This is a genomic window from Pseudoxanthomonas sp. CF385 (assembly GCF_900104255.1).
GTDB lineage: Bacteria > Pseudomonadota > Gammaproteobacteria > Xanthomonadales > Xanthomonadaceae > Pseudoxanthomonas_A.
Map to the genome: position 1 here is coordinate 1,514,549 of NZ_FNKZ01000001.1, position 21,807 is coordinate 1,536,355.

Annotated in this window: 24 protein-coding genes and 2 pseudogenes; 12 read left to right on the plus strand and 14 right to left on the minus strand. The window is 69.7% G+C overall.

Annotation, left to right across the window (positions count from 1 at the left end):
- Positions 1-160: 160 nt before the first annotated feature.
- The 7 genes and pseudogenes from BLT45_RS06885 to BLT45_RS06910 all read left to right on the plus strand — a co-directional run bounded on the left by BLT45_RS06885 (position 161) and on the right by BLT45_RS06910 (position 5,556).
- Positions 161-1,453 carry an adenylosuccinate synthase gene (locus BLT45_RS06885; protein ID WP_093296751.1) on the plus strand — a complete coding sequence of 431 codons (1,293 nt, stop codon included), beginning with the start codon at positions 161-163 and terminating at the stop codon, positions 1,451-1,453.
- Between the two features lie 341 nt (positions 1,454-1,794).
- Entirely contained in the window at positions 1,795-2,115 is a 321-nt protein-coding gene (locus tag BLT45_RS06890) for a hypothetical protein (RefSeq protein WP_093296753.1), read from the plus strand.
- Between the two features lie 222 nt (positions 2,116-2,337).
- Positions 2,338-2,643, plus strand: coding sequence for a hypothetical protein (locus BLT45_RS06895; RefSeq protein WP_254771801.1), 306 nt, complete (start codon positions 2,338-2,340; stop codon positions 2,641-2,643).
- A 519-nt stretch (positions 2,644-3,162) separates the two neighbouring features.
- Positions 3,163-3,636, plus strand: coding sequence for a hypothetical protein (locus BLT45_RS06900; protein ID WP_254771802.1), 474 nt, complete (start codon positions 3,163-3,165; stop codon positions 3,634-3,636).
- Positions 3,637-3,817: 181 nt separating this feature from the next.
- Positions 3,818-4,210 (plus strand): annotated as a pseudogene (locus BLT45_RS18480) (PAS domain-containing protein); the annotation flags it as partial.
- A gap of 159 nt (positions 4,211-4,369) precedes the next feature.
- Positions 4,370-5,191 (plus strand): annotated as a pseudogene (locus BLT45_RS06905) (HWE histidine kinase domain-containing protein); the annotation flags it as partial.
- Positions 5,188-5,556, plus strand: a complete 369-nt coding sequence (locus BLT45_RS06910) for a response regulator (protein WP_093296755.1) — start codon at positions 5,188-5,190, stop codon at positions 5,554-5,556. The pseudogene BLT45_RS06905 and the gene BLT45_RS06910, both read left to right, overlap by 4 nt.
- A gap of 29 nt (positions 5,557-5,585) precedes the next feature.
- Here the strand turns inward: BLT45_RS06910 and BLT45_RS06915 are convergent, their stop codons facing one another.
- Positions 5,586-5,825, minus strand: a complete 240-nt coding sequence (locus BLT45_RS06915) for a hypothetical protein (protein ID WP_093296757.1) — start codon at positions 5,823-5,825, stop codon at positions 5,586-5,588.
- A 177-nt stretch (positions 5,826-6,002) separates the two neighbouring features.
- On the opposite strand from BLT45_RS06915, the gene BLT45_RS06920 reads away from it, so the two are divergent.
- The gene (locus tag BLT45_RS06920; protein WP_139187954.1) at positions 6,003-6,347 is read left to right on the plus strand and encodes a hypothetical protein; all 345 of its coding nucleotides are present in this window, start codon (positions 6,003-6,005) and stop codon (positions 6,345-6,347) included.
- Positions 6,348-6,424: 77 nt separating this feature from the next.
- On the plus strand, positions 6,425-7,576 hold the full coding sequence (locus BLT45_RS06925; RefSeq protein WP_093296761.1) for a sensor histidine kinase: 1,152 nt from the start codon (positions 6,425-6,427) through the stop codon (positions 7,574-7,576).
- Between the two features lie 130 nt (positions 7,577-7,706).
- Here the strand turns inward: BLT45_RS06925 and BLT45_RS06930 are convergent, their stop codons facing one another.
- A complete protein-coding gene (locus BLT45_RS06930) occupies positions 7,707-8,072 on the minus strand; it encodes a glycine zipper 2TM domain-containing protein (protein WP_093296763.1) in 366 nt (121 codons plus the stop codon).
- A 214-nt stretch (positions 8,073-8,286) separates the two neighbouring features.
- Here BLT45_RS06930 and BLT45_RS06935 point away from each other — a divergent pair, with 214 nt between their 5' ends.
- From BLT45_RS06935 to BLT45_RS06945, 3 genes are all read left to right on the plus strand, one after another.
- Positions 8,287-8,778, plus strand: a complete 492-nt coding sequence (locus BLT45_RS06935; RefSeq protein ID WP_093296765.1) for a pyridoxamine 5'-phosphate oxidase family protein — start codon at positions 8,287-8,289, stop codon at positions 8,776-8,778.
- Between the two features lie 165 nt (positions 8,779-8,943).
- A complete protein-coding gene (locus BLT45_RS06940) occupies positions 8,944-9,249 on the plus strand; it encodes a hypothetical protein (RefSeq protein WP_093296767.1) in 306 nt (101 codons plus the stop codon).
- The gene (locus BLT45_RS06945) at positions 9,246-9,482 is read left to right on the plus strand and encodes a hypothetical protein (RefSeq protein WP_093296769.1); all 237 of its coding nucleotides are present in this window, start codon (positions 9,246-9,248) and stop codon (positions 9,480-9,482) included. Before BLT45_RS06940 ends, BLT45_RS06945 begins: the two co-directional genes overlap by 4 nt.
- A 364-nt stretch (positions 9,483-9,846) precedes the next feature.
- Here the strand turns inward: BLT45_RS06945 and BLT45_RS06950 are convergent, their stop codons facing one another.
- From BLT45_RS06950 to BLT45_RS07005, 12 genes are all read right to left on the minus strand, one after another.
- Positions 9,847-10,692 (minus strand): class I SAM-dependent methyltransferase, encoded by an 846-nt coding sequence (locus tag BLT45_RS06950; protein ID WP_093296771.1) that lies wholly within the window; start codon positions 10,690-10,692, stop codon positions 9,847-9,849.
- Positions 10,693-10,896: 204 nt separating this feature from the next.
- The gene (locus tag BLT45_RS06955; protein WP_175455749.1) at positions 10,897-12,273 is read right to left on the minus strand and encodes a CehA/McbA family metallohydrolase domain-containing protein; all 1,377 of its coding nucleotides are present in this window, start codon (positions 12,271-12,273) and stop codon (positions 10,897-10,899) included.
- A 93-nt stretch (positions 12,274-12,366) separates the two neighbouring features.
- On the minus strand, positions 12,367-15,414 hold the full coding sequence (locus BLT45_RS06960; protein ID WP_093296773.1) for a TonB-dependent receptor: 3,048 nt from the start codon (positions 15,412-15,414) through the stop codon (positions 12,367-12,369).
- Positions 15,415-15,534: 120 nt separating this feature from the next.
- The gene (locus BLT45_RS06965; protein ID WP_093296775.1) at positions 15,535-16,569 is read right to left on the minus strand and encodes a FecR family protein; all 1,035 of its coding nucleotides are present in this window, start codon (positions 16,567-16,569) and stop codon (positions 15,535-15,537) included.
- Entirely contained in the window at positions 16,569-17,081 is a 513-nt protein-coding gene (locus BLT45_RS06970; protein ID WP_093296777.1) for an RNA polymerase sigma factor, read from the minus strand. The genes BLT45_RS06965 and BLT45_RS06970 overlap by 1 nt, the downstream gene beginning before the upstream one ends.
- Before the next feature lie 81 nt (positions 17,082-17,162).
- The gene (locus tag BLT45_RS06975) at positions 17,163-17,369 is read right to left on the minus strand and encodes a hypothetical protein (RefSeq protein ID WP_093296779.1); all 207 of its coding nucleotides are present in this window, start codon (positions 17,367-17,369) and stop codon (positions 17,163-17,165) included.
- Positions 17,350-17,793, minus strand: coding sequence for a hypothetical protein (locus tag BLT45_RS06980; protein ID WP_093296781.1), 444 nt, complete (start codon positions 17,791-17,793; stop codon positions 17,350-17,352). Before BLT45_RS06980 ends, BLT45_RS06975 begins: the two co-directional genes overlap by 20 nt.
- A gap of 13 nt (positions 17,794-17,806) precedes the next feature.
- The gene (locus BLT45_RS06985) at positions 17,807-18,247 is read right to left on the minus strand and encodes a hypothetical protein (protein ID WP_093296784.1); all 441 of its coding nucleotides are present in this window, start codon (positions 18,245-18,247) and stop codon (positions 17,807-17,809) included.
- A 108-nt stretch (positions 18,248-18,355) separates the two neighbouring features.
- Positions 18,356-18,970 carry a hypothetical protein gene (locus BLT45_RS06990; RefSeq protein WP_093296786.1) on the minus strand — a complete coding sequence of 205 codons (615 nt, stop codon included), beginning with the start codon at positions 18,968-18,970 and terminating at the stop codon, positions 18,356-18,358.
- Positions 18,971-18,981: 11 nt separating this feature from the next.
- Complete coding sequence (locus BLT45_RS06995) at positions 18,982-19,746, minus strand: DUF899 domain-containing protein (RefSeq protein ID WP_093296788.1); 765 nt, start codon at positions 19,744-19,746, stop codon at positions 18,982-18,984.
- Positions 19,747-19,859: 113 nt separating this feature from the next.
- The gene (locus BLT45_RS07000) at positions 19,860-20,525 is read right to left on the minus strand and encodes an NHL repeat-containing protein (RefSeq protein WP_093296790.1); all 666 of its coding nucleotides are present in this window, start codon (positions 20,523-20,525) and stop codon (positions 19,860-19,862) included.
- Between the two features lie 33 nt (positions 20,526-20,558).
- Complete coding sequence (locus BLT45_RS07005; protein WP_093296792.1) at positions 20,559-21,779, minus strand: helix-turn-helix domain-containing protein; 1,221 nt, start codon at positions 21,777-21,779, stop codon at positions 20,559-20,561.
- Positions 21,780-21,807 lie beyond the last annotated feature (28 nt).

Below are 21,807 nucleotides of genomic sequence, written 5' to 3' on the forward strand. Positions count from 1 at the left end.
GACGGGCTCCCTGCATGGGAAGACCGCCGGCTTTTTCCGTGTCTGGGCCCGGCGTGGCGGGCGGCTCCCCGATGGAGCCTGCCGGCGGCAACGGCGCCAAGCCCGGCACGACCCTTCCCGGCGGCCCCGATGGCCGCCACCAAGCGAGGAGTTACCCGTCATGGGTCAGTCAGTCGTCGTTCTCGGCGCCCAGTGGGGCGATGAAGGCAAGGGCAAGATCGTCGATCTGCTCACCGAGGAAATCGGTGCCGTCGTCCGCTTCCAGGGCGGCCACAATGCCGGCCACACCCTGGTCATCGGTGGCAAGAAGACCGTTCTCCACCTGATTCCCTCCGGCATCCTGCGCCCCGACGCGCTGTGCCTGATCGGCAACGGCGTGGTGCTCTCGCCGGCGGCCCTGATGAAGGAAATCGCCGAGCTGGAAACCGCCGGCGTGGAAGTGCGTTCTCGCCTGAAGATCTCCCCGGCCACCCCGCTGATCATGCCGTACCACATCGCCCTGGATCAGGCCCGCGAGAAGGCTGCCGGCGGCAAGGCCATCGGCACCACCGGCCGCGGCATCGGCCCGGCGTACGAAGACAAGGTGGCGCGTCGCGGCATCCGCGTGGCCGACCTGCATTACCCCAAGCAGCTGGAAGAGCTGCTGCGCACGGCGCTGGATTACCACAACTTCGTGCTGACCAAGTATCTGGGCGTGGAAGCCGTCGACTTCCAGAAGACCTACGACGAGGCGCTCGCCTTCGGCGAATACGTGCAGCCGATGAAGTCCGACGTGGCCGGCATCCTGCACGACCTGCGCAAGCAGGGTAAGCGCGTGCTGTTCGAAGGCGCGCAGGGTGCGCTGCTCGACATCGACCACGGCACCTATCCGTACGTCACCAGCTCCAACACCACCGTCGGCGGCGCGTTCGCCGGCACCGGCGTGGGCGCGGACGCGATCGACTACGTGCTGGGCATCTGCAAGGCCTACGCCACGCGCGTCGGCGGCGGTCCGTTCCCGACCGAGCTGGACGACGAGATCGGCCAGGGCATCCGCGACCGCGGCCAGGAATACGGCGCCTCCACCGGCCGTCCGCGCCGCTGCGGCTGGATGGACATCGTCGCGCTGAAGCGCGCCGTGGCCATCAACGGCATCTCCGGCCTGTGCATCACCAAGCTCGACGTGCTCGACGGCATGGAGAAGCTGAAGATCTGCATCGCCTACGAGTACCGCGGCAAGCGCACCGAGTACGCGCCGCTGGATGCGGGCGGCTGGGAAGAGTGCACGCCGGTGTACCTCGAGTTCCCGGGCTGGGAAGAGAACACCCACGGCATCACCGAGTGGGACAAGCTGCCGCCGGCCGCCCGTGCCTACCTGCGCGCGCTGGAAGAACTCTCCGGCTGCCCGCTGGCCATCGTCAGCACCGGCCCGGACCGCGACCACACCATGGTCCTGCAGGATCCGTTCGCCTGAGGGATGTTTCCTTCTCCCCGCAAGCGGGGGCATGCGTTTCCTTCTCCCCGCAAGCGGAGGCATGCGTTTCTTTCTCCCCGCAAGCGGGGGGCATGCGTTTCCTTCTCCCCGCAAGCGGGGGCATGCGTTTCCTTCTCCCCGCAAGCGGGGAGAAGGTGCCGAAGGCGGATGAGGGGCAGGCGCGACGCCTGACTCCACCAAAAAGCCCCGCACCCGCGGGGCTTTTTCATGCGCGCCCGTTTTCCGGCACGCCGCTTGCATCGTCATCACGACCCTAAATAGCGGCCGCGACCGGCCGTTAGAAGCAACAGCTATCGCTCGTCGTCGTTGGAGTTGCCCCCATGTACCGCAATGCCGCCCAATCCGCCGTCATCACCGGCCCCTGGCCGACCCCTGCGTCCCCCACGGCCGCGCAGCGTGCCTCCGAGCGCCGCAAGGCCGCGGCCGCGCAGGATGCCGAAGCGCTCCGCGCCGGTCTCACGCCGGCGCAGCTGACCACGCTCGAAGCGCTGGAAATCTTCCAGTGGCGGCTCGCCTTCGTGCGCCGCCCGCTGTTCCAGGCGCCCATCCCGGTGCTGTTCGACCGCGACCAGACCCGCCACGTCGTCATCGAGGAAGACGGCACGCTCAACGAGAGCCCCTCGATCGTCCTGCGCGCCTGACGCGCGCGCGCTTATCCCTTCTCCCCCAGAGGGGGAGAAGGTGCCCGAAGGGCGGATGAGGGGGCCACGCGCCGCGCCCACCGCGCCCCCATTCCCTGAACGCCCCCGCGTCGCACCCACGCAACCCTCACGTTTCCTTGAAGCCGGCCGATACAAGGTGGGCACCTGCCGCTCCGGCGGCAGGCCCGTTCCCGTTCGACGCCATCAGGAGCCCCCCACCGGATGTCGGATCCGCACCGCCCAGGCGACACCCCTCCGCCGGACGCCCCCGGCGCCGCCCCCCGCGCCCCGGAGCGCCGCACCGGCGCCAACAAGATGGACGACGCCACGCTGTTGGCCGGCCTCACGCCGGAGCAGCAGGCCACCATCCAGACCATGGAAACCTTCCACTGGCACCTGAAGTTCGTCCGCCGCCCGCTCTTCAAGATCCCCATCCCGGTGCTGTTCAACCGCGCCGGCGACCGCTACGTGGTGGTGCGGGAAGACGGCACGATCGATGAGAACCCGACGTTGAAGTTGAGGGATTGAGGGACGCCGTCCGGCAGCCTTCGATCTGGAAGGCGCTGGAGTCCTTCGCGGAATGACGAACAACGAAGCGCTTTCATGTGTGCTCGTCGTCAGTTCTCCATTCCTCTCCTCACGCAAACCCCCTCGCTGCCCCTTTCCTGGTGTTTCTCCTCACACAAACATCCAACGCTGGATGTTTTTCAGTGTCTCTTCTCTCACTAAGGTCCAACGTTCCCTCTTTTTCGGTGTTTCTTCTCACACAAAGATCCAACGTTGGATGTTTTTCGATGTTTCTTCTCACACTAAGGTCCAACGTTGCATGTTTTTCGGTGTTTCTTCTCACACAAACATCCAACGTTCCCTCTTTTACATCCAACGCTGGATGTTTTTCGGTGTCGCGCCCCCCTTTTTGGTGCAATCGCGCGGGGCAGTGTGAGAACTACTCCAATAGCAGGGTAGGGCGTCGCAACGCGGGCGGGCGGCAGTAGGCTGCCCGTGCCGGCCGATCCCGGCCGGTACAACCTGAAAGGACGCAATCACATGACCCAGAACCGCATCAGCATGACGTTCGAGGCCGACCGCCTGGAACGTATCGACGGCTCACTGACCGCCCTCGAAGCCGACCTCGACCTCCTGATCGCCCTCACCATCGCCGAGCGCCAGGAACTGGTGAAGATGGGCTCCAAGTCGCGTGCGTTCTGCACCAGCGCACTGGCCGTTGCCCAACAGCATGCCGGTCTGATGCCGCGCGACTTCGATTTCGACGCCTTCCGTCACGATCACCTGGCCCTCGAAGCGCTGCGTCCGCGCGCCGCACGGCTCGCCCATCTCATGCAACGTGCGGCCGACACCGAACTCGCCCTCGGCAGTGACCTGATGGCCGCTTCGCTCGAGGTCTACGGCGTCATCAAGGTTGCGGGAAGAGACAAAGGTGTGGATGAGGCTCGCCGCGAGCTGGCCTCGCGCTTCAGTCGACGCAGCGCGGCAAGCGCACCAGGCGGCGGTAACGGCTGAGTCCGCCTCTCGCTTGCACAGAAGGCCCCGCATCACGGGGCCTTCTCATTGCTGACGGCGTTTCTGAACCGCAGCCGGGCTGCAACGCCCACCCCTGCCATGTTTCACAGGTGGCGCACGTAGGCGGGCGATAAGGTGGCCCATCGCCATCAGATTCCCCGCTTTCATGGACCGCTCCTTGATGGCAGGCGCGCACGCCCCCGCAGAGCAGCGCGTCCGTCTGTACGAAACCCTGCTGCGCACCACGCCCGATCTGGTCTACATGTGGGACCTGCAGCACCGCTTCACCTACGCCAATGCCGCACTGCTGGCGATGTGGGGCAAGACCTGGGACGAAGCCATCGGCAAGACCTGCCTCGAACTCGGCTACGAACCCTGGCACGCCGCCCTGCACGGCCGCGAGATCGACCAGGTCGTCGCCACCCGTGCCCCCGTGCGCGGCGACGTCCCCTTCAACGGCACCAACGGCCGCCGCATCTACGACTACCTGCTGGTCCCGGTGATCGGCCCCAGTGGCGACGTGGAAGCCGTCGCCGGCACCACCCGCGACGTCACCGAGCGCAAACAGCACGAAGAAGCCCGCCGCAAGAGCGAAGAACGCCTGGCCGCCATGGTCGACGCCACCTCCGACCTGGTCTACCGCACCAACCACGACTGGAGCGAAGTGGATATCGTCGGCGGCAACCTGCTGTTCGGGCGCCACGGCTCGCTGACCCCCGACTGGCTGGACGTGCTGGTCCACCCCGACGACCGCGACCGGGTGGCCGAGGCCATCACCCGCGCACGCGCCACCCAGACCACCTTCAACGCCGAACACCGCCTGCGCAGCGAGGACGGCAGCTGGGCGTGGGTGTCCTCGCGCGCCGTGCCGATCCGCCCCATCGGCGGCGAGGTGACCGAATGGTTCGGCGCCGCCACCGACATCACCGCGCCCAAGCAGCACGAAGAACACCAGCGCTTGCTGCTGAACGAACTCAACCACCGGGTGAAGAACACCTTGGCCATCGTCCAGTCGCTCGCCCTGCAGACCCTGCGTGGCGCGGACGACATCGACCTGGCCTGCGACCGCTTCGAATCGCGCCTGCACGCGCTGGCGTTGGCACACGACGTGCTGACCCGCCAGCAGTGGGACCACGCACCGCTGCAGGACCTCGTGCGCACGGCCATCGCCCCCTGCCTGCTGGACGCGGACGACCGCTTCGACATCGACGGCCCGGATATGCAGTTGGACCCGCAGCGTGCGCTGGCCCTGTCGATGGCATTGCACGAGCTGTGCACCAACGCGATGAAGTACGGCGCGCTGTCCGCGCGGCAGGGGAGGGTGCGCATCCACTGGCATGCCGAAACCGCGCAGGGCCGCCGCATCCTGGTGCTGTCGTGGGAAGAACGGGACGGCCCGCCGGTCACCGCCCCCGCGCACCGGGGCTTCGGTTCGCGCCTGATCGAACGCGGCCTGGGCCGCGACCTGGGCGGCGAAGTCGCGCTCGATTTCGACCGCGCCGGCGTCCGCTGCCGGATCACCGCCCCCATGCCCGACCTGGAGGTGGCCGCATGAGCCCGCCCGAGCGCAGCCCGCGTGTCTTCATCGTCGAAGACGAATCCCTGCTGGTGATGCTGCTGGAAGACCTGCTGCCCACGCTGGGCTACGACGTGGCCGGCAGCGCCGGATCGGTGGATCAGGCGCTGACCGATCTCGCCGATGCGCAGATCGACGTGGCCGTCATCGACATCAACCTGGCGGGCACGCCATCGTTCCCCGTCGCCGACGCGCTGCACGCGCGCGGCGTGCCGTTTCTGTTCACCACCGGCTACGGCCCGCAGGGGCTGCCTGAGCGGTTCGCCGATGCGCAGGTGCTGGCCAAGCCGTACCGCAGGCAGGACATCGAATCCGCGCTGACCCGCATGTGCCCGAGGGCGTAAGCACGGCCGCTGCCTGCGTGGGCGAAGGCTCAGTGCGCGTCGCCGTCGCCGTCGCCGTCGCCGTCGCCGTGCACGTAGCTCACCCCGAGGTGGCGCGACAGCGCATGCAGGCGGCGCAGCACGCTCGAGCGCAGATGCATCGGCGCGCAATCGTAGACCTGCGTCCACAGGCCACGCAGGAACGCCTGCGGATCGCCGATGTCGGCGCCCGAGCGGACCAGGTGTTCGGCGTCGTTGAGACGCGCGTCGATACGTTCTTGGCAGAGCATGCGCCGATGCTGGATCGCGGTCCGTAAAGAGATCGTGCGCGCGGCGTCGACGCGTTCAGCGTGCAGTCGTGCTGAGCGCCGCGCAGCGTGACCGGAGGCTGAAAACCGGGGCGTGTCCATCACGCATCTCGAACATTGCGGCCGCCACGCTGGACGCTCGCAAGCGAGGACTCCGCCATGGCTTCCACCTATCCAGGCGCCACGCCCGTGGCCCCCGATCTGGCCGGACACACGCGTTCGGACATGCGCGCCGCCGCGCACGGCACGCCCGGACCTGCCGAGCCGACGCCGCCCGGCAGACCGACCGAGCCCGGCAAGCCGAGCACGCCCGGCACGCCGTCCGAACCCGGCAAACCGAGCACGCCGGGGACGCCCAGCGATCCGTATCGCCCCGAGGATCCGGACACGCCGCCGATGCCGCGCGATCCGGCCGATCCGGACGACGTACCCGTGGGTCCCGACCCGCCGGAGACGCCGCCGCACATCGACGATCCCCGTGATCCCCGCAGCCTTGCCGATTGACGCGCGACCGTACACACGCCCAGGGGGAACCGATCGATACCGCCATCACGACACCATGCCAATGCCAGGAAATGCCTATGCGACTTGCCGACTTCATTGAAGCCCATACGCAACGGATCCTCGACGACGCCGTGGAATTCGCGCTCACCCAGGCGCCGAGCGGCGCGAAGCTCAACATGAAGCGCCTGCGCAACGACATCCCGCACATCCTGCAGGAGATCGTGAAGGATCTGCGCACGCCGCAGAGCCCGGCGCAGCAGCGTGCGAAGTCGCTGGGTCGCGCACCGGTGCACACCGGGCCGGAATCGGCCGCCAGCAGCCACGGCCGCAGCCGCGCCGACGATGGCTTCGGCGTCAACCAGATGATCGCCGAGTACCGCGCCTTGCGCGCCTCGGTGCTGCGCCTGTGGGCGGCCGACGAAGCGCTGGTCGCCGACGCCGTCGACGACATGATCCGCTTCAACGAAGCCATCGACCAGGCGGTGGCCGAATCGCTGGTGGAGTTCTCCCGCACCGTGGAATCGTGGCGCAACGTGTTCCTCGGCGCGCTCGGCCACGACCTGCGCGGGCCGCTTACCGCCGTCGTGGGCACCGCGGAAATGCTGACGGAGAGCACCAAGGACACACCGCACGCGCGGCCCGCCGAGCGCATCCTCAACGGTGGGCTGCAGCTGAGTCGCCTCGTGGACGGATTGCTGGACTACAGCAAGAGCACGCTGGGCGCGGGCATGACGCTGCAATGCGCGGCCTGCGACCTGTCCGCGGCCGTGGCCGAGGAGGTCGACCTGCTGCGGTCGACCCTGCCGGACGCGCGGATCGCCTTCCATGCGCAAGGCGCGACGCATGCGCACGCCGACGACACCCGCGTCCGCGAGGCCGTGCACAACCTGGTGACCAATGCCGCGAAGTACGGCGAACCGGCGACGGAGATCCGCGTCTCGCTGAGCGGCGACGCCGAGCAGGTGCGCATCGCGGTGAGCAATGCGGGCGCACCGCTGTCGGCGGACGCGCTCAACACCTTGTTCGATCCCTTGCGGCGCGGCTCGACGACCGCCAACAAGGGCGAACACTCCAGCCTGGGCCTGGGCTTGTTCATCGTGCGCGAGATCGCCCGCGCGCACGGCGGTGTGGTCGCAGCGGAGGTGGAAGAGGGGCGCACGACCTTCGTCATGACGCTTCCCATGCAGGCGGATCGCGGCGGGGACGGGGCGCGACACGTCGCGATGTGAGGGCGCTGATGGGGGCGTGCCGTGTGCGCACGCGATCGCGGTCGACACCGGTCTGAATCGGGCAAAAGAAAGGCGCCTGCGGCCTCGTCGCCGCAGGCGCCTGGGGCACCTGTCCCGGGGAGCAGGTGCGTTAGCGGTACACGCGCTCGCAGCGGCGCTCGACGATGCGGTCGCCCTTGCTTTCCTGGCTGTTGCCCTGGACCTTGCGGCCGATCGCACCGCCGGCCACGGCGCCGCCCACGGTGGCGACCTTCTTGCCGTTGCCGCTGCCGACCTGGTTGCCCAGCAGGCCACCGACCACCGCACCGATCGCCGTGCCGGCCACGCGGTTCGGGTCGCGGGTGTTCTTCTGCACTTCCACGTTGCGGCATTCGACCTTGCTGCCGTCGCTGAAGCGGCGACCCTCATCTTCCGGGCCGTAGTAGGACGACTGCGCGGCGGCCGCCGACATCACCGACAGCAGGCCCAGCGACAGCACGAGACGTGAGGTGTTCATGCGCTTCTCCTTAGGTGGGTATCGCGGGGTCACCTTGCGCGCGCCGTTGCGAATCCCAGGTGAAAGACGCACCCGCATGTTCACCCGCCAGTGCGGTTGCCCGTGACGCGCGCGCGACAAACATGACCGTGGACTGACGATTCCACGCCGCGTTGACATCCGCGCCACAGGCACGCGCCTACGGTGGCGCCATCCACCGACGAGGCACGCACCCATGCACACCCCCGAAGAACTCGAGAAGAAACTCTGGAAGGCGCTGAAGTCCGACCGCACCCTGATGCTCGGCCTGGAAGGCGCCGAGGACGGCCACACCCGTCCGATGACCGCGCTGCTCGAACACGAAGGCCGCGGGCCGCTGTGGATCTTCACCGCGACCGACAACCTGCTCGCCCAGCGGGCGACCACGCCGCAGCGCGCCATCGCCACGTTCGCCTCGATGGGTCACGACCTGTTCGCCAGCCTGCAGGGCGCGCTGGTGCGCGATGACGACCGCGCGGTGATCGACCGCCTGTGGAACCCCTTCGTCGCCGCCTGGTACGAAGAGGGCAAGGACGACCCCAAGCTCGCCCTGCTGCGCTTCGACCCCGAGCACGCCGAGATCTGGCTCAACGAGCACAGCCTGTGGGCCGGCATGAAACTGCTGTTCGGCGTGGACCCCAAGGAGGACTACGACGACAAGGTGGCCGAGGTGAACCTGCGCGGATGACGCGCAGGCCTACGGTGTAGGCCGGAAGTCACGACTTCCCCAACGGTGCCTGACTCCGGCCGCCCAACGGTGGCCGGATGCCGGGGCACGGCCCGTGAGAGAGGAAAACCGACGCGCTGGAACAGGGGCCAGGCCGCGGTGATCACGCACCGGATGCCATGCCCCATGTTGCTGTACTCGCAAACCCACCTGCACAACCTGCTCGATCGCCTGGAAACCAGCGACGCGCGCACCACCGGCCAGCTGGAAGCCCTCACCGTATGGGTGGCGGCCCTGGTCCAGACCCATCCCGACGGCGACCAGCTGCGCGCCACCGCGCAGGCGCTCTCCGCCCGCAATCCCTTCCGCGCCCTCTGCCAGTACCAGGAAGAAGTGGCCGCCTACGACGCCACCTTCTGCCAGCTGCAATCGTTGGCCTCGCTGGCCGAACCGTTGCCGCGCGTCCGCCTGTCGCCGCCGCCGAACGTATGAAGCGCCGCTCGCCCGACGCCGGGCGCCGCCGCGTGCTGCGCGCCCGCCGCGCCTGCGAAGGCTGCACGCCCGGCATCGCCCCGCTGTCCACCGCCGGCCTGCTGGCCGTGGCGGTGATGGCAGTGGGCGCGGCGACCGCGCCGGCATCGCTGCTCGCCCTGCAGGGAACGGGGTGGGATGCCGATGCGCGCCGCTGCGCCGCGACGTTCGACGACGACACGACCTGCGCCTGACGCACGCAGCGCGTTGCGTCCCTCCATGCGAACGCCCTCTTCTCCCACGCGGGGGAGAAGAGGGCGACCTGCATCGCAGGGAAGAAAGAGGACACCGCGCCAGCGATCCTATCGACGGGGACGCAATGCAGCCGAGCTGGACGAAGCTAGGGCTTCGCACAACGGTGTCCTTGTGGTCGCCGTGGCTGTTCACCTGGATCCGGTTGGCCGCGGAGCGCGGCACCGACCACGCCTGCAGTGTCGCGTGGGGTTTGCGAACGCCGCGTCAACGCAGGCGCACACGGCGCCGCAAACTGCGCCGTCGATCACACGGGGGCGTGAACATCCGCTGTCTTGACTCGTGCGTCCGCTGCGGCGGCGCGCGTCATGCGCGCGCGATCACGATTTCCAGGTATTCCGAGGGCACCACCAGCGAGCGGTGGCCGCCGATGTTCCAGCGCTTGAGCAGCTCCGTCATCGCCGCATCCAGCACCTGCCGACCGTCCTTGTCCAACGCTTCGAATGCCTGGTGCGTGGGGCCGTAGTACGTGCGGAACACATGCATGAAATGCGCGATCGACGCGTAGCGGAAGTTGAAGACGCGGCGCGTGCAGCGGATCTCGCGCGCATGGCCGCCGAACAGGCGCGTGATGTGCGCCTCCGTCCCCCACAGCGCGGGCGAGGCCACGCCCGCCGGTGGCGGCAATTGGCGGCCGATCACCTGGAACAGTTCGCCGATGAAGCCCTGCGGCGTCCAGTTCGCCAGACCGATGCGGCCGCCGGCACGCGTCACCCGCAGCAGCTCGCGCGCGACGCGCGCATGGTCGGGCGCGAACATCGCGCCGAACGTGGACAGCACCACGTCGAAGCCCGCATCGGCATACGGCAGTGCTTCGGCGTCGGCGACCTCGAAACGCACGTCGAGTCCTTCGGCCTGCGCGCGCGCCGCGCCCTTGTCGAGCAGCGCAGGCACGTAGTCGGTGGAGGTGACCCGGGCGAAGCGGCGCGCGGCGGCCAGCGTGGCGTTGCCGTTGCCGGCGGCGACGTCGAGCACCTTCTCGCCGGCGCGCACGTCGGCGGCTTCGGCCAGCGATTCGCCGACGATCTGCAGGGTGGTGCCGACGACGGCGAAATCGCCGCTGGCCCAGGTGGCCTGCTGGCGCGCCTTGAGCGCATCGAAATCGACGGAGGAAGGCGGGTGGGACGTACGGGCGAGGGCAGCGGATGACATGCGGAGTCCAGGGGTCTCGGGGGAGTGCGCATTCTTCGCGCTCGTCCGCGTGCGTACCTGTCCCGTCGTCCGTGCGACCTGTCAGCGCGTCCGTGCGCCCGGCGGGGTTGCCGCGCCTTCAGGTTCGCGCGCAGCGCGGCGCCGTCCGTCGGCGCGCTGGCCGCATCGGCGCCGCAGTGCCGTAAGGAAGCGGGCGCGCCACGCCTAGCGCACCGGCGCGGCGTCGACGAAGACCGGATTGGTATAGAACCCGAGATCGCGCCACGGATCCTCGCCGCGCACATCGGCCAGCGGCGTGGGCTCCTGAGTGCTGCTGCCGCGCGCGCGCACGAATCCGCCGCCTGCCGGTACCGGCAGGTCCCAGCGCACGACATGCCAGGCGCCTTCGCGCCGCCACGTGCCGGCGCTCCAGCGGCGTGTCTGCATGCGCGGGGCGTCGCCGGTGCCGGCATGGCCGACGATCAGCTCCAACTGCGCCAGCGCGGGACGCTGGCCGTGCGCGTTCGGCGTGGTGGGCTGGCGCACCTTCAGTTCGATGTGCATCGTGGCGCCGGCCGGCAGCACCAGGGTTTCGCCGAGGGTGGCGGCGGGCGTGCTGCCGTCGGCGGCGCGCACGGTCAGCTCCAGCGTGTCGATCAGGTCGCCGGTGACCGCGAACATGCGGCCGTGGCGCAGGCCGTCGAGGATGTCGTGCGCATCGCGGCGCGCCCACACGTAGGTCTTGCTGTATTCGCCCGGGTCGTAATCGCGGCCGCCATCGCGCAGGTTGTGGTGCGAATCCGAGGTCGCGGTGATCCAGAAGCGCCGGCCCTCGGCCAGCAACGCATCCCACACGCCGCCGACCTGGGTGGTCATCTGGTCGAACCCGCCGAACGTGGGCGCGGAGGCATTGCGGTACAGGCCGCGCTCGCTGCGGATCGCCTGGTGGCCGGGCGCGCCCTCCATGCCGACCAGCACGCGCGGTGCGGTGTCGTGCCAGGCGCGCAGCTCGGCGGGCTCCACGTCGCCCCACCGGCCCACGCCGGTGGCGGTGCGCGAGGGATGGTTGACGAACATCAGCGGCGGCGCGGGCAGGGCGCGCATGTGCGCCAGCGCGTCGAGCATGGTCTGCAGGTCGTCGCGCTGCACGCCGTCCACGCGTTCGTTGCGGCTGAAACGGCGCTCGATCTCGACCAGTTCGTCGCGCTCGCGCGCACTGGGCGCGATGATCAGCGAGGCGTGCTCCGCGGCGGGCACGTCGAACTCCATGCCGTTGAACTGGATCAGTGCGGGCACGTCGCGGCGCGCCTGTTCCAGCGCGGGCCACGCCCGGTCGCGGGTCACCGCCGAATGGCCGGGGCCGCCGTGGTCAGTGTGGACCATCCAGGTGAGGCCGTAGTGCAGCGCCTGCCGTGCGTTACGGCTGCGCGTGTACGGCGAATCGCCGCCTGGCACCGGCGTGGGCGGGGTGGTGGAGCGGTCCCAGTCCACGCTCCACTCGCTGTGCACATGGTGGTCGCCGGCTTGCCAGGCGCGATCGTGGTCGGCCGCGCAGGCGGACAGGGGCGCGGCCAGCACGGCCAGCAGCAGGAAGGGACGCATCGATAACCTCGCAAGGCACGGCGATGCCGCCGCGGGCGCGGCGGATCGCAGAAGAAGTGGCGCGCCGCGGCATCGGCCGCGGCGCGCAGGGGCTCAGAAGTCGGCGCGCAGGCCCAGGCTGATGCGGCGGCCCGACTTCTCGTACATGGTCGGGAACGACGGATCCATCGTGTAGCCGCTGGTCGCCTCGTCCGTCAGGTTGATGCCCTTCAGGCTGAGCTTGAGGTGGTCGCTGATGCGGTAGCCGATCGACACGTCGAGCTGGCCATAGGCATCGCGCCAGATCGGATACATGTTGTAGCCGATCGACTCCACGTACTCGTCCTTGTGGTTGTACGACACGCGGGCGTCGAAGCGCGCGTTCTCGTAGTACGCGGTGAAGTTCCAGGTCTGCTCGGCCAGGCCCGGCATCGGCGTGCGGATGCCCAGGTCGGACTCACCGGCCAGCGAGCTGTCCAGCATCGTGAAATTGGCGTTGATGCCGAAGCCGTCCAGCGCCTCGTGGAAGGTGCGCAGCGGCAGGTTGGCGATCAGTTCGATGCCGTCCACGTCGTACGAACCCTTCGCGTTCACCGGCTGGTAGACGTCGAAGTCGTAGTAGCCGTTGAGCGTGCCGTTGGCGTTGTAGACGGCCACATCCTCGACCACGCCGGTGAGCGCGTTCACCACCACGCCATCGATGCGCTTGCGGAAGTACGACGCCGCCAGCAGGCCGCCGTTGGACAGGTATTTCTCCAGGCCGACTTCCCACTGTTTGGCGTAGGTGGGCTTCAGGTCCGGGTTGCCGTCGGTGAAGCGGAACGAGCTCCAGCTGGCGGTGCGCTTGTAGGCCACGTCGGTGAGCGCCGGACGGATCAGCGTCTCGGAGGCGGCGGCACGCAACAACAGGCCGTCGGCGAGTTCGGCGGTGAGGTTCAGGCTGGGCAGCACATCGGTGTAGCCGCCGTCCTTGGACACCGGCGTGTCAGTGTAGCCGGTGGAGCCGTCGGGGTTCTGCACCGGGTGATAGCCGAACGACACCACCTGCGTATCGACGTAGCGGGCGCCGGCGTTCACCGTCACCGGTACGCGGCCGAGGTTGAAGCCGAGGTTGGCCATCGCGTACAGGCTGGTGACTTCTTCATCCACGCGGTAGTACTGCGCGTCGTCGAACGGGGTGCGGAAGCCGGGATAGCGGAAGTAGCCGCGGGCGAAGTCGTTGGAGACCTGCTGCCAGTCGATGTCCTTCACCGTGTAGGCGCCGCCGGGGACGATGTCGCCGATCCATTCCAGCGGGCTGTCGGCCAGCGTGCGCGTGTTGACCCAGGAGGTGTCGCCTGGCCCGGGCCCGGTGATCTTGAGCTCGCCGTAGTTCCGTTCCTTGGACTTGTCGGTGTAGCGGCCGCCGAACTGGATGTTGTGCAGCGCCGGCAGGAAGGGCAGGTCCAGGGTGCGGGTCACGTTGACCTGCGCGGCGTACTTGTCGTCGCTGATCTTCTCCAGCGTGGTCTCGTACGCTTCGAACAGGTAGCGCGACGGCGAGGCGTACATGTCGAAGCCGGCGGAACTGGTGCTGGGAATCGTCTCGCCGCTGCGGCCGGTCCAGCGCGTGCGCGAGGGCGCGTAGGCCACGTGCTTCAGGTTGGAATAGTCCAGGGTCTTCTCGGCGCCGGAGTAGCCGGCCATCGCATCCACCGCCCAGACATCGTTCTTCCAGTCCAGGGCCAGGCTGTATTGCGCGTAGTCGGTCTCGTTGATGCGTTCCTTGCTGAGGAACTCGTGCTGGGTGGCGGTGTAGGAGACATCGCGCAGCACCAGCATGCCGTACTCGGACAGGGTAGTGTCGTCGTATTCGTGGATCGTTTCCAGCGTGCTGCGGCTGGAGGCCGAGTAGGCCGCGGCGTCGTACTCGTCCTCGGTGGTGTCGTAGCCGCCGAGCATCGCGTCGAAGGTCAGGCTGAAGGTATTGCTGGGCTTGTACTGCAGCGAGGCGGTGGCGCCCCACTTCTCCTGGTCGTTGAGGTAGACGCGGTCGCCCACCTTGTCCTGGAACACGATCAGGTTGCTCTCGGCGGTGTTGGCGCGGTTGTTGATCACCCAGCCGGTGTCGCGTTCGATCACCGCCTCGGCCTGCGAGCCGCGCGTGCCGGAGACGCCGAGGAAGCGCGACATCGGGCGGAAGTTGATGCCGGAGGTGGAATCGGTGCGGTTGGTGCGCTCGGCGTGCGAGAACGACACCAGCGCGCCCCAGTCGCCCCAGGTGTCGCTGGCGAGGAGGGCGAACTTCGGGTCGGTCTCTTCGGAGATCGAGTTGTGCGCGCCCTCGGCCGAAGCCACCAGCTTGCGGCCGGTGTAGTCGAACGGACGCGCGGTGGAGATCTTCACCGAACCGGCGATGCCGCCTTCTTCGTCGGCCGCCGTCGGCGATTTCTGCACGGTCACCTGCTGGATGATCTCCGAGGCGAACAGGTCGAACTCCACGTCGCGGCCGCCGCTGCCGGAGGCGGTGGCCAGGTCGTTGATCGACACGTGGGTGTACTCGGAGGGCAGGCCGCGCACGTTGACCTTGCTGCCCATGCCCTTGTTGCGCTCGATGGTCACGCCCGGCATGCGCTGCAGCGCTTCGGCCAGGTTCTGCTCGGGAAAGTCGGCCACGTCGGTGGCGACGATGGAGTCGGAGAAGCCCACGGTGTAGCGCTTGATGTCGACGGCCTGTTCCAGGCTGCGGCTGTAGCTGCCGACCACCTCGATGCTCTCCAGCTCCTGCGCCTGCGCCTGCGGCGCTTCGGCCGCGGCGGTCGGCGCGGTGGCCGGCGTCGCGGGGGCGGGCGCCGGTGCGGGCGTCGCCGGCGGGTGGGCCGTGTCGGGTTCGATCGTCACGGTGCCGGCATTGAGGTAGCGGTAGCGCAGGCCGGTGCCGTCGAGCAGTTGCGCGAGCGCCTGGTCGGAGGAGAGGCCCGCCGGAATGGCGCGCGTGCGCGGATTGCCGGCCTGTGCGTGGTAGACGAACTGCAGGCCGGTCTGGCGCGACAGTGCGTTGAGCGCGCTGTCGAGCGACTGCGAGGGAATGGCGTCGGTCGCGGGTTTCGCCGATTGCGCGGCGACGGTGGCGGTCGCGGCCTGCAGGGCAAGCGCGATGGAAAGGACGAGGATTCGGCGCATCGTGGGATCCGGTGGTGTGGGGTGGTGGCGTGCGATCACTCGCGCGCACCCTGACTACGAGGGCGCACGGCGACGATCGGGCACCGGTTTCCCCGTGAATTTTTTCTTACAGCGCCCGGATCACCACGGGCCGTGCACCGGCGCGTGGCGCGAACGCACGCGGATCTCGTGCGCGTCGGCGCTGATGGCGAGCGCAGGCTGTTCGTCGAGGAAGGCGCGCAGCGAGGCCACGTCGTCCGCGCGCAGGTTGCCGGTCAGGCGCAACGCGCCGGCTTCGCTGTCGTCCACGCGCAGCCGCACGGCGTTCATGCGGTTGAAGCGGTCGGCGATGTCGCGCAGCGGTTCGTCGCGGAACACGACGCGCCGCTGCCACCAGGCCGTCATGGCCTCGACATCTTCCTGCACGACACTCACCTGGTGGTCGGCGTAGGCCACGCGCGCGGACTGTCCGGCCGCCAGGTCGGCGAGCAGGCGACCCTTGCCCGCGCGGTCGACCACGTGGATGCGCCCTTCGGCGACGCCGAAGCGGGCCTGGTCGCGTTGCAACGACACGTCGAAGGTGGTGCCGATGTCGCGCACCTCCAGACCCGCGGCGTGCACGCTGAAAGGACGGCGATCCTCGGCGACGACGAAACTCGCCTGGCCTTGCGCCAGGTCCACGCGCCGGCGCAGCAGGCCGACCGTCGCGGTGACTTCGCTCTCGGCATTGAGGTGCATCACCGTGCCGTCTTCCAGCGTGACCATGCGCGGTGCGCCCTGCAGGGCGACGTAGTGGCGCGTGCTGGGCAGTGCCGCGTGCACGGCCACGCCGATGCCCAGCAGCACCGCCGCGGCGGCGGCGACGCGCGGCAGGCGGCGGGGCGTCGTGCGTGCCACCGGTGCGCGCGCGGGCCGCAGGGGGAGCGCCACCACGTTGCCGCGGTCTTCCGGGTCGGCCGCATCCGCTGGCAACGCGCGCACGGCATCGCCGATCTCGGCGGCGACGCTGGCGATGGCCAGGTATTCGCGCAGGTGCACGGGCGAGGCCACCAGCCAGTCCATGAAACGCTGCTGGTCGGCGGGGCTCAGCGCGCCTTCGCGCTGCATCACGTGCCAGTAGGCGGCTTCGCGGGTGGCGGTCGCGGCCGCACCGGGCGGGAACAGGGACGTACCCATCACGCCGCTCCCATCGCACGACGGCATACGGCCAGGCCGCGGACCACGTGCTTCTTCACCATGTGCGGCGACACGCCCAGGCGTTCGCCGATCTGGCGGTAGGTCAGGCCGTCGCGGTACTGCATGACCAGCACAGCGCGCGTGCGGGCCGGCAGGCTGGCGAGCAGGGCCTGCATGTGCTGGCGGCGCTGCGCGCGCTCGGTGGCGTCTTCCACGCCTTCCGCATGGGTGACCAGGGCGGCGATCTGTTCGACGTCTTCCATCGGGACGGGCGTCCGTTGCCGGCGCGCGGCCTGTTCGCGGGCGAGGTTCAGCGCGACGGTGAAGAGGTAGGCCTCGGGATTGACGATCTGCTCGCCCTGGCCCTGGTGCGCGCGCAGCAGGCGCAGGTAGGTTTCCTGGACGAGGTCTTCGGCTTCGTCGTTGGCGCCGCGGCGGGCGAAGAAGCCACGCAGCGCGGGCGCCTGGTCGGTGAACACGCGCGTGAGCGCGCGGATCGCGTGTTCGGCCAAGGTCCTGTCCCGCCCCATCGGAAAGGGCGGCAAGGTACGCGGCGCGGATGACGGTTCGGTGACACGCCGCCGCGCGGGCGATCACAGGCGGTTGAGGGCGCGCAGGCGGATCGCACCGACGTCGACGTCCTGCTGGTCGGCCGCGCACGCGCGCGCCGCCTGCATGGCGGTATCCGGCGTGCTCGACAGCGTCACCTGGCCCCAGGCGATGCAATGCCCGCCGTCGTAGACCTCGTAGTCGGCGAAATAGGGGTGCGCGGTGGCGTCCTCAGGTGCCGACGTGCACATCGCATTCGCATTCGCTGCAGCCGAGCTTTTCCAGAGCGATCTCCAGCGCCAGCGCGTAGCTGCGCGCGCCGTAGCCCTCGACCACGGCCAGGCGGTGGCCGGTGGCGGCGGGCAGCGCGGCGTGCTCACCGGGGTCGTCGTGCACTTCCACATAAGGATGGCTGAGGCCCTGCACGGCGCGCTGCAGCAGCGGGTGATCGGTGAGCGCGCCCGGGTCCAGCAGGGTGGCGCGCACGCCCCATGCGTTGGCCAGGCGCAGCGCGGTCAGCACTTCGGTGGTGGAGCCGCAGCTGCGCACGGCCAGGGTCTGCCCGGCGCAGCCGGCGCGCTGCACCAGCGCACCGAGCACCGAGGGCGGCAACGGCGACGGCGGCGTGGTGAACGCGTCGTGGCGCTCAGGGCCGCGGATGACGAGGATGGACATGAGGGGCTCCGGCTCAGGCATGGACGGTCTCCGCCGCGGCAGAGGGACGCAGGCGGCGCAGCGCGATGTCCAGCGCCATCGCATAGGCGCGCGGCAGGTCGTCGCGCAGGATCACGGTGACCAGCGGTGCGTGTTGGGGCTGCACGCGCGGTTCCAGTGCGTGCGCGGCATCGTCGTGTACTTCGATGTAGGGCGAGGGCAGGCCGTCGAGCGCGTCGCGCACGGCGTGGGTCTGGGATGCATCGTGAATCGCCAGCTCACCGACATCGAGCAGCAGCAGGTCGGCGCGTTCGCGGCGCGCGCGGCGCAGGCCGGCCACCAGATCAAGGACGCTGGCGAAGGCGCGACAGTGCAGCGACTGGCCGGCGGCGCTCGCACGCTCACGCAGCGGGCGGTCGAGGAAGGGAGTGTCGGTAAGCGCGGCATGCGGGCCGCGCAGGATCAGGATGGACATGGATCGCGGTGTGGCGCACGAGGTGTGCGGTGTGGCCACGATAGGTCGCGATGGCGTAAAGCCGCCATGCCGTCGCGCCCGCGTCGGCGTAAAGAACGCGTAGCGTTTTCAGCGCAGCACGATCAATGCCACGCCCGTCAGCGCGAACAGCGGCGTCCATGCGGCATCCGTCGGAAAGGCGCGATGGCGGACCCCGCGGAAGACACCGCGGGCGATGAGCTGGGTGGTGGCGAGCATCGCCAGCAGATGCAGCGCCACGGCCGCCAGCATCAACGCGAACGAGCCGGTCGCAGTGATCGCACCGGCGGGTCCGTTCGTCATGCACAGCGGCAGCAGCGCGGGCACCAGCATCAGGCCGCTGCCGTGCGCGGTGCCCATCAGGCATGACCATGCGGCCAGGCTTGCATGCGATCGATACGTGATCGATGAACGCGGCCGTCGCAGGCATCGCCATGCGGCCAGCGCGAGCAGCCCTCCGCCCGCCACAACGTAGATGTGCTGAGGCGCCCGCCCGACACCCTGCATTACCAGCGCCACGACCAGGATCACCGACACCGCGTGGCCCACGGCAATCGGCAGCAGTGCGCGTCGTGTTTCGCGCGCATCGCCGCTGCGTGTGGCCCGTGATGCGGCGAATAGCCAGCCGTTCGCCGGGTTCAGGCCATGCAGCGCACCAAGGCCGGCGACGGCGAGCCACGGCCACGCCGCATCGGGCAGCGGCATGACGGCGGGCCTCAGGGCTTGGTCGCGCAACAGCCGCCCGGCGTGGCGACCGGCGAGGTGTCGTAGCGGTCGTGGTGGCGCACCCACGCCATCGGGTAGTCCTCTTCGTCTTCGTCGCGGCCGCGCGGGGTGAGGTCCAGCAGCGCGTAGGTATGCATCATCGTTTCGACGCCACGGCCGTAGCGCGAGTAGGTATGGAAGACCTGGCCGGCGTCGTCGCGCACGAACACGCTGATGCCGGGCGCTTCCTCGTGCGGGAACGGCTGGCGCACGTAGTTGTAGTCCACTGCGCCGCGCGACATCTCCTCCTGGGTGAAGTTGACGCCGAAGTCGTGGTTGAACGAGGTGCCCTGCGAGGACACCCACGGGAAGGTCCAGCCCATGCGGCGGCGGAACGCCTCGATATCCGCCAGCGGTGCGCGCGACACGGCGATCAGGGTGAGGTCGCGCTGGGCGAGGTGGGTGAGCGCGCCGGCATGGTGGTCGGCCATGAAGGAGCAGCTCTTGCAGCCCTGTTCCCACCCGGGCGCGAACATGAAGTGCTGGACCATCAACTGGCGACGGCCGTCGAACAGCTCTGCCAGCGTGCGCGTGCCTTGCGGTGTGTCGAAGGTGTACGGCGTCTCGACCGGCACCCAGGGCAGGGCGCGGCGCTCGCGTGCGATCGCATCGTGCAGGCGGGTGAGTTCCTTCTCGCGCGTGAGCAGGGCGAGGCGGGCCGTGCGCCACGCGTCGTGGGACACGAGGGCGGGTGCGTCATGGGCAAGCATGTTCATCGTGGACTCCGGGTCGTTGGGAAAGGCGGGCAACACAGGCAGGCGTCGCCCGTACCGATGCCGTGGGGCACCGGGAATGCAGAAGAAACAGGGGCCGCGCGAGCGGCGGGCGATCAGCCGGTGCGCGCGGGACGGCGCACGGCGCGGACCAGGCCGCTGCGGCCACCGCCGCAGTAGAAGAGGCCGGCGCCGTCGGATTCGAGACCGCTGACGTGGATGCCGGCCGGCATGTCCAGGCGTTCCAGCACACGGCCGTCCTGCGGATCGATGTGGCGAAGATCGCAGTCGTCGCCTTCCCAGGTGCCGTGCCAGAGTTCGCCGTCGACCCAGCTGACGCCGGTGACGAAACGGTCGGATTCGATCGTGCGCAACACCGCGCCCGTGGCGGGATCGATCTGCACGATGCGGCGTTCGCGGTACTGGCCGACCCACAGGCTGCCGTCGGCCCAGGCCATGCCCGAATCGCCGCCTTGGCCGGGCGCGGGAATCGAAGCGACCACGGCGCCGGTGGCGGGATCGATCTTGTCGATGCGCGCCTCCGCAAGCTGGTAAAGATGGGTGCCGTCGAACGCGGTGCCGGCGTCGGCCGGACGCGGCAGGCTGCGGGCGATGTCGCCGCTGTCCGGGTCGATCGCGATCAGCCGCTCGCCGGTGGCGGCCCAGACGTGGGTGCCGTCGTGAGTCACGCCCGCGATGCCGCTGCTGGTCTCGAACGGGCCGTATTCGCGGGCGATCTCGGCGGTGCTGACGGCGGTGCCGTGGTGCGGGGTGTCGTTCATGGCGTGCTCCGGTGCGCGGGGATGGGGGCCAATCTACGCAGGCGAAGGCGCGGCGGGGAGTAACAAGATCGTCGTGAATTCCGCCAGCGGCGGCGCGACCCAGCGCTGCGCGCGGGCGCGGCCGATCGCGCGGACCTGGCCGGCGGCTTCCATGAGCGCGAGTGCGCGCTGCACCGAGCGCTGGCTGTCGCCGGTGGCCAGCGCAAGCGCGGAGGTGGACCACGCCATGCCGTCGGCCAGCAAGCCGCGCAATGCGCCTTGTTCGCCTTCGACGGGTGGCGCCAGCACCACGACGCCGCGCTGGCCATGCGGCGACAGCCGGAACCCCTGCGCGGTGGCGCTGACCTCGGCGAAGGGGGACAACAGGCGCCGCAGCCGGCCGATTTCCACGCGCAGTCGGGCGCGGTGCGTCTCGTCCGGATCGCGCGTGCGGAAGACGCGCGCGATCAGCGCCGTGCGCTCGACATCGCCCGGCCAGCCGAGGGCGAGCGCCCGCAGCAGTGCGAACAGCACCGGCCGTCGCGCGAGCGACGCCACGCCGGTGGCATCGCGCACCGCATGGCGCACGGCGTCGACGACCAGCGCGCCGGAGGCAAGCAGGGCTTCCACCTCGTCCAGCGTGACCGGCTGTTCGTGACCGGCATGCAGGATGCGCGCGGCAGGGCGCTGCAGCAGGGATTCGAGCTGTGCGATCTCGGCCGTCAGCGCCGGAATGCGGGCCTGCGCCGCGGCGGCCTGCGCGCGTTGCAGCGCCAGGCGCGCCTCACGCGTGCGCAGCGAGCGCATCGCCAGCTCCGCCGCCGCGAGCCCGGCCAAGGCATGGTGCGCGGCGGGCGCGCCTTCGAGATCCAGCGCATCCACCGCGGCGCGCGCGGCGTCCAGGCGGCCCAGCAGCAGATGCCGGCGCAGGGCGATGAGCTGCGCATGCCGCGCGTTGGCACGATCGCCACGCACGGCCAGTGCCCGCGCGGCTTCGTCCAGGCGCTGCGGCGCGGTGCCGAAATCGCGCAGGGCGAGCGCGACCTCCGCTTCGGCGACCACGCAGCGTGCGCGGGCGAGCGGTTCCTTCGGGCCGAAACCGCGCGCGGCGCGACGCAGCAGATCGCGCGCGCGCGGATAGTCGCCGAGCTGCGCCATGGCGATGCCGCGCAAGGCCAACGCCGCGGGATCGTCGCGCCAGCCGACGTGCTTGAGTGCGCCCAGGACATCGCCGGACGTCAGGGCCCGGCCGGCGGCGGCGATCAGGGAATCCATGCCGGCAGCCTACCGCGTGTCGCCGTCA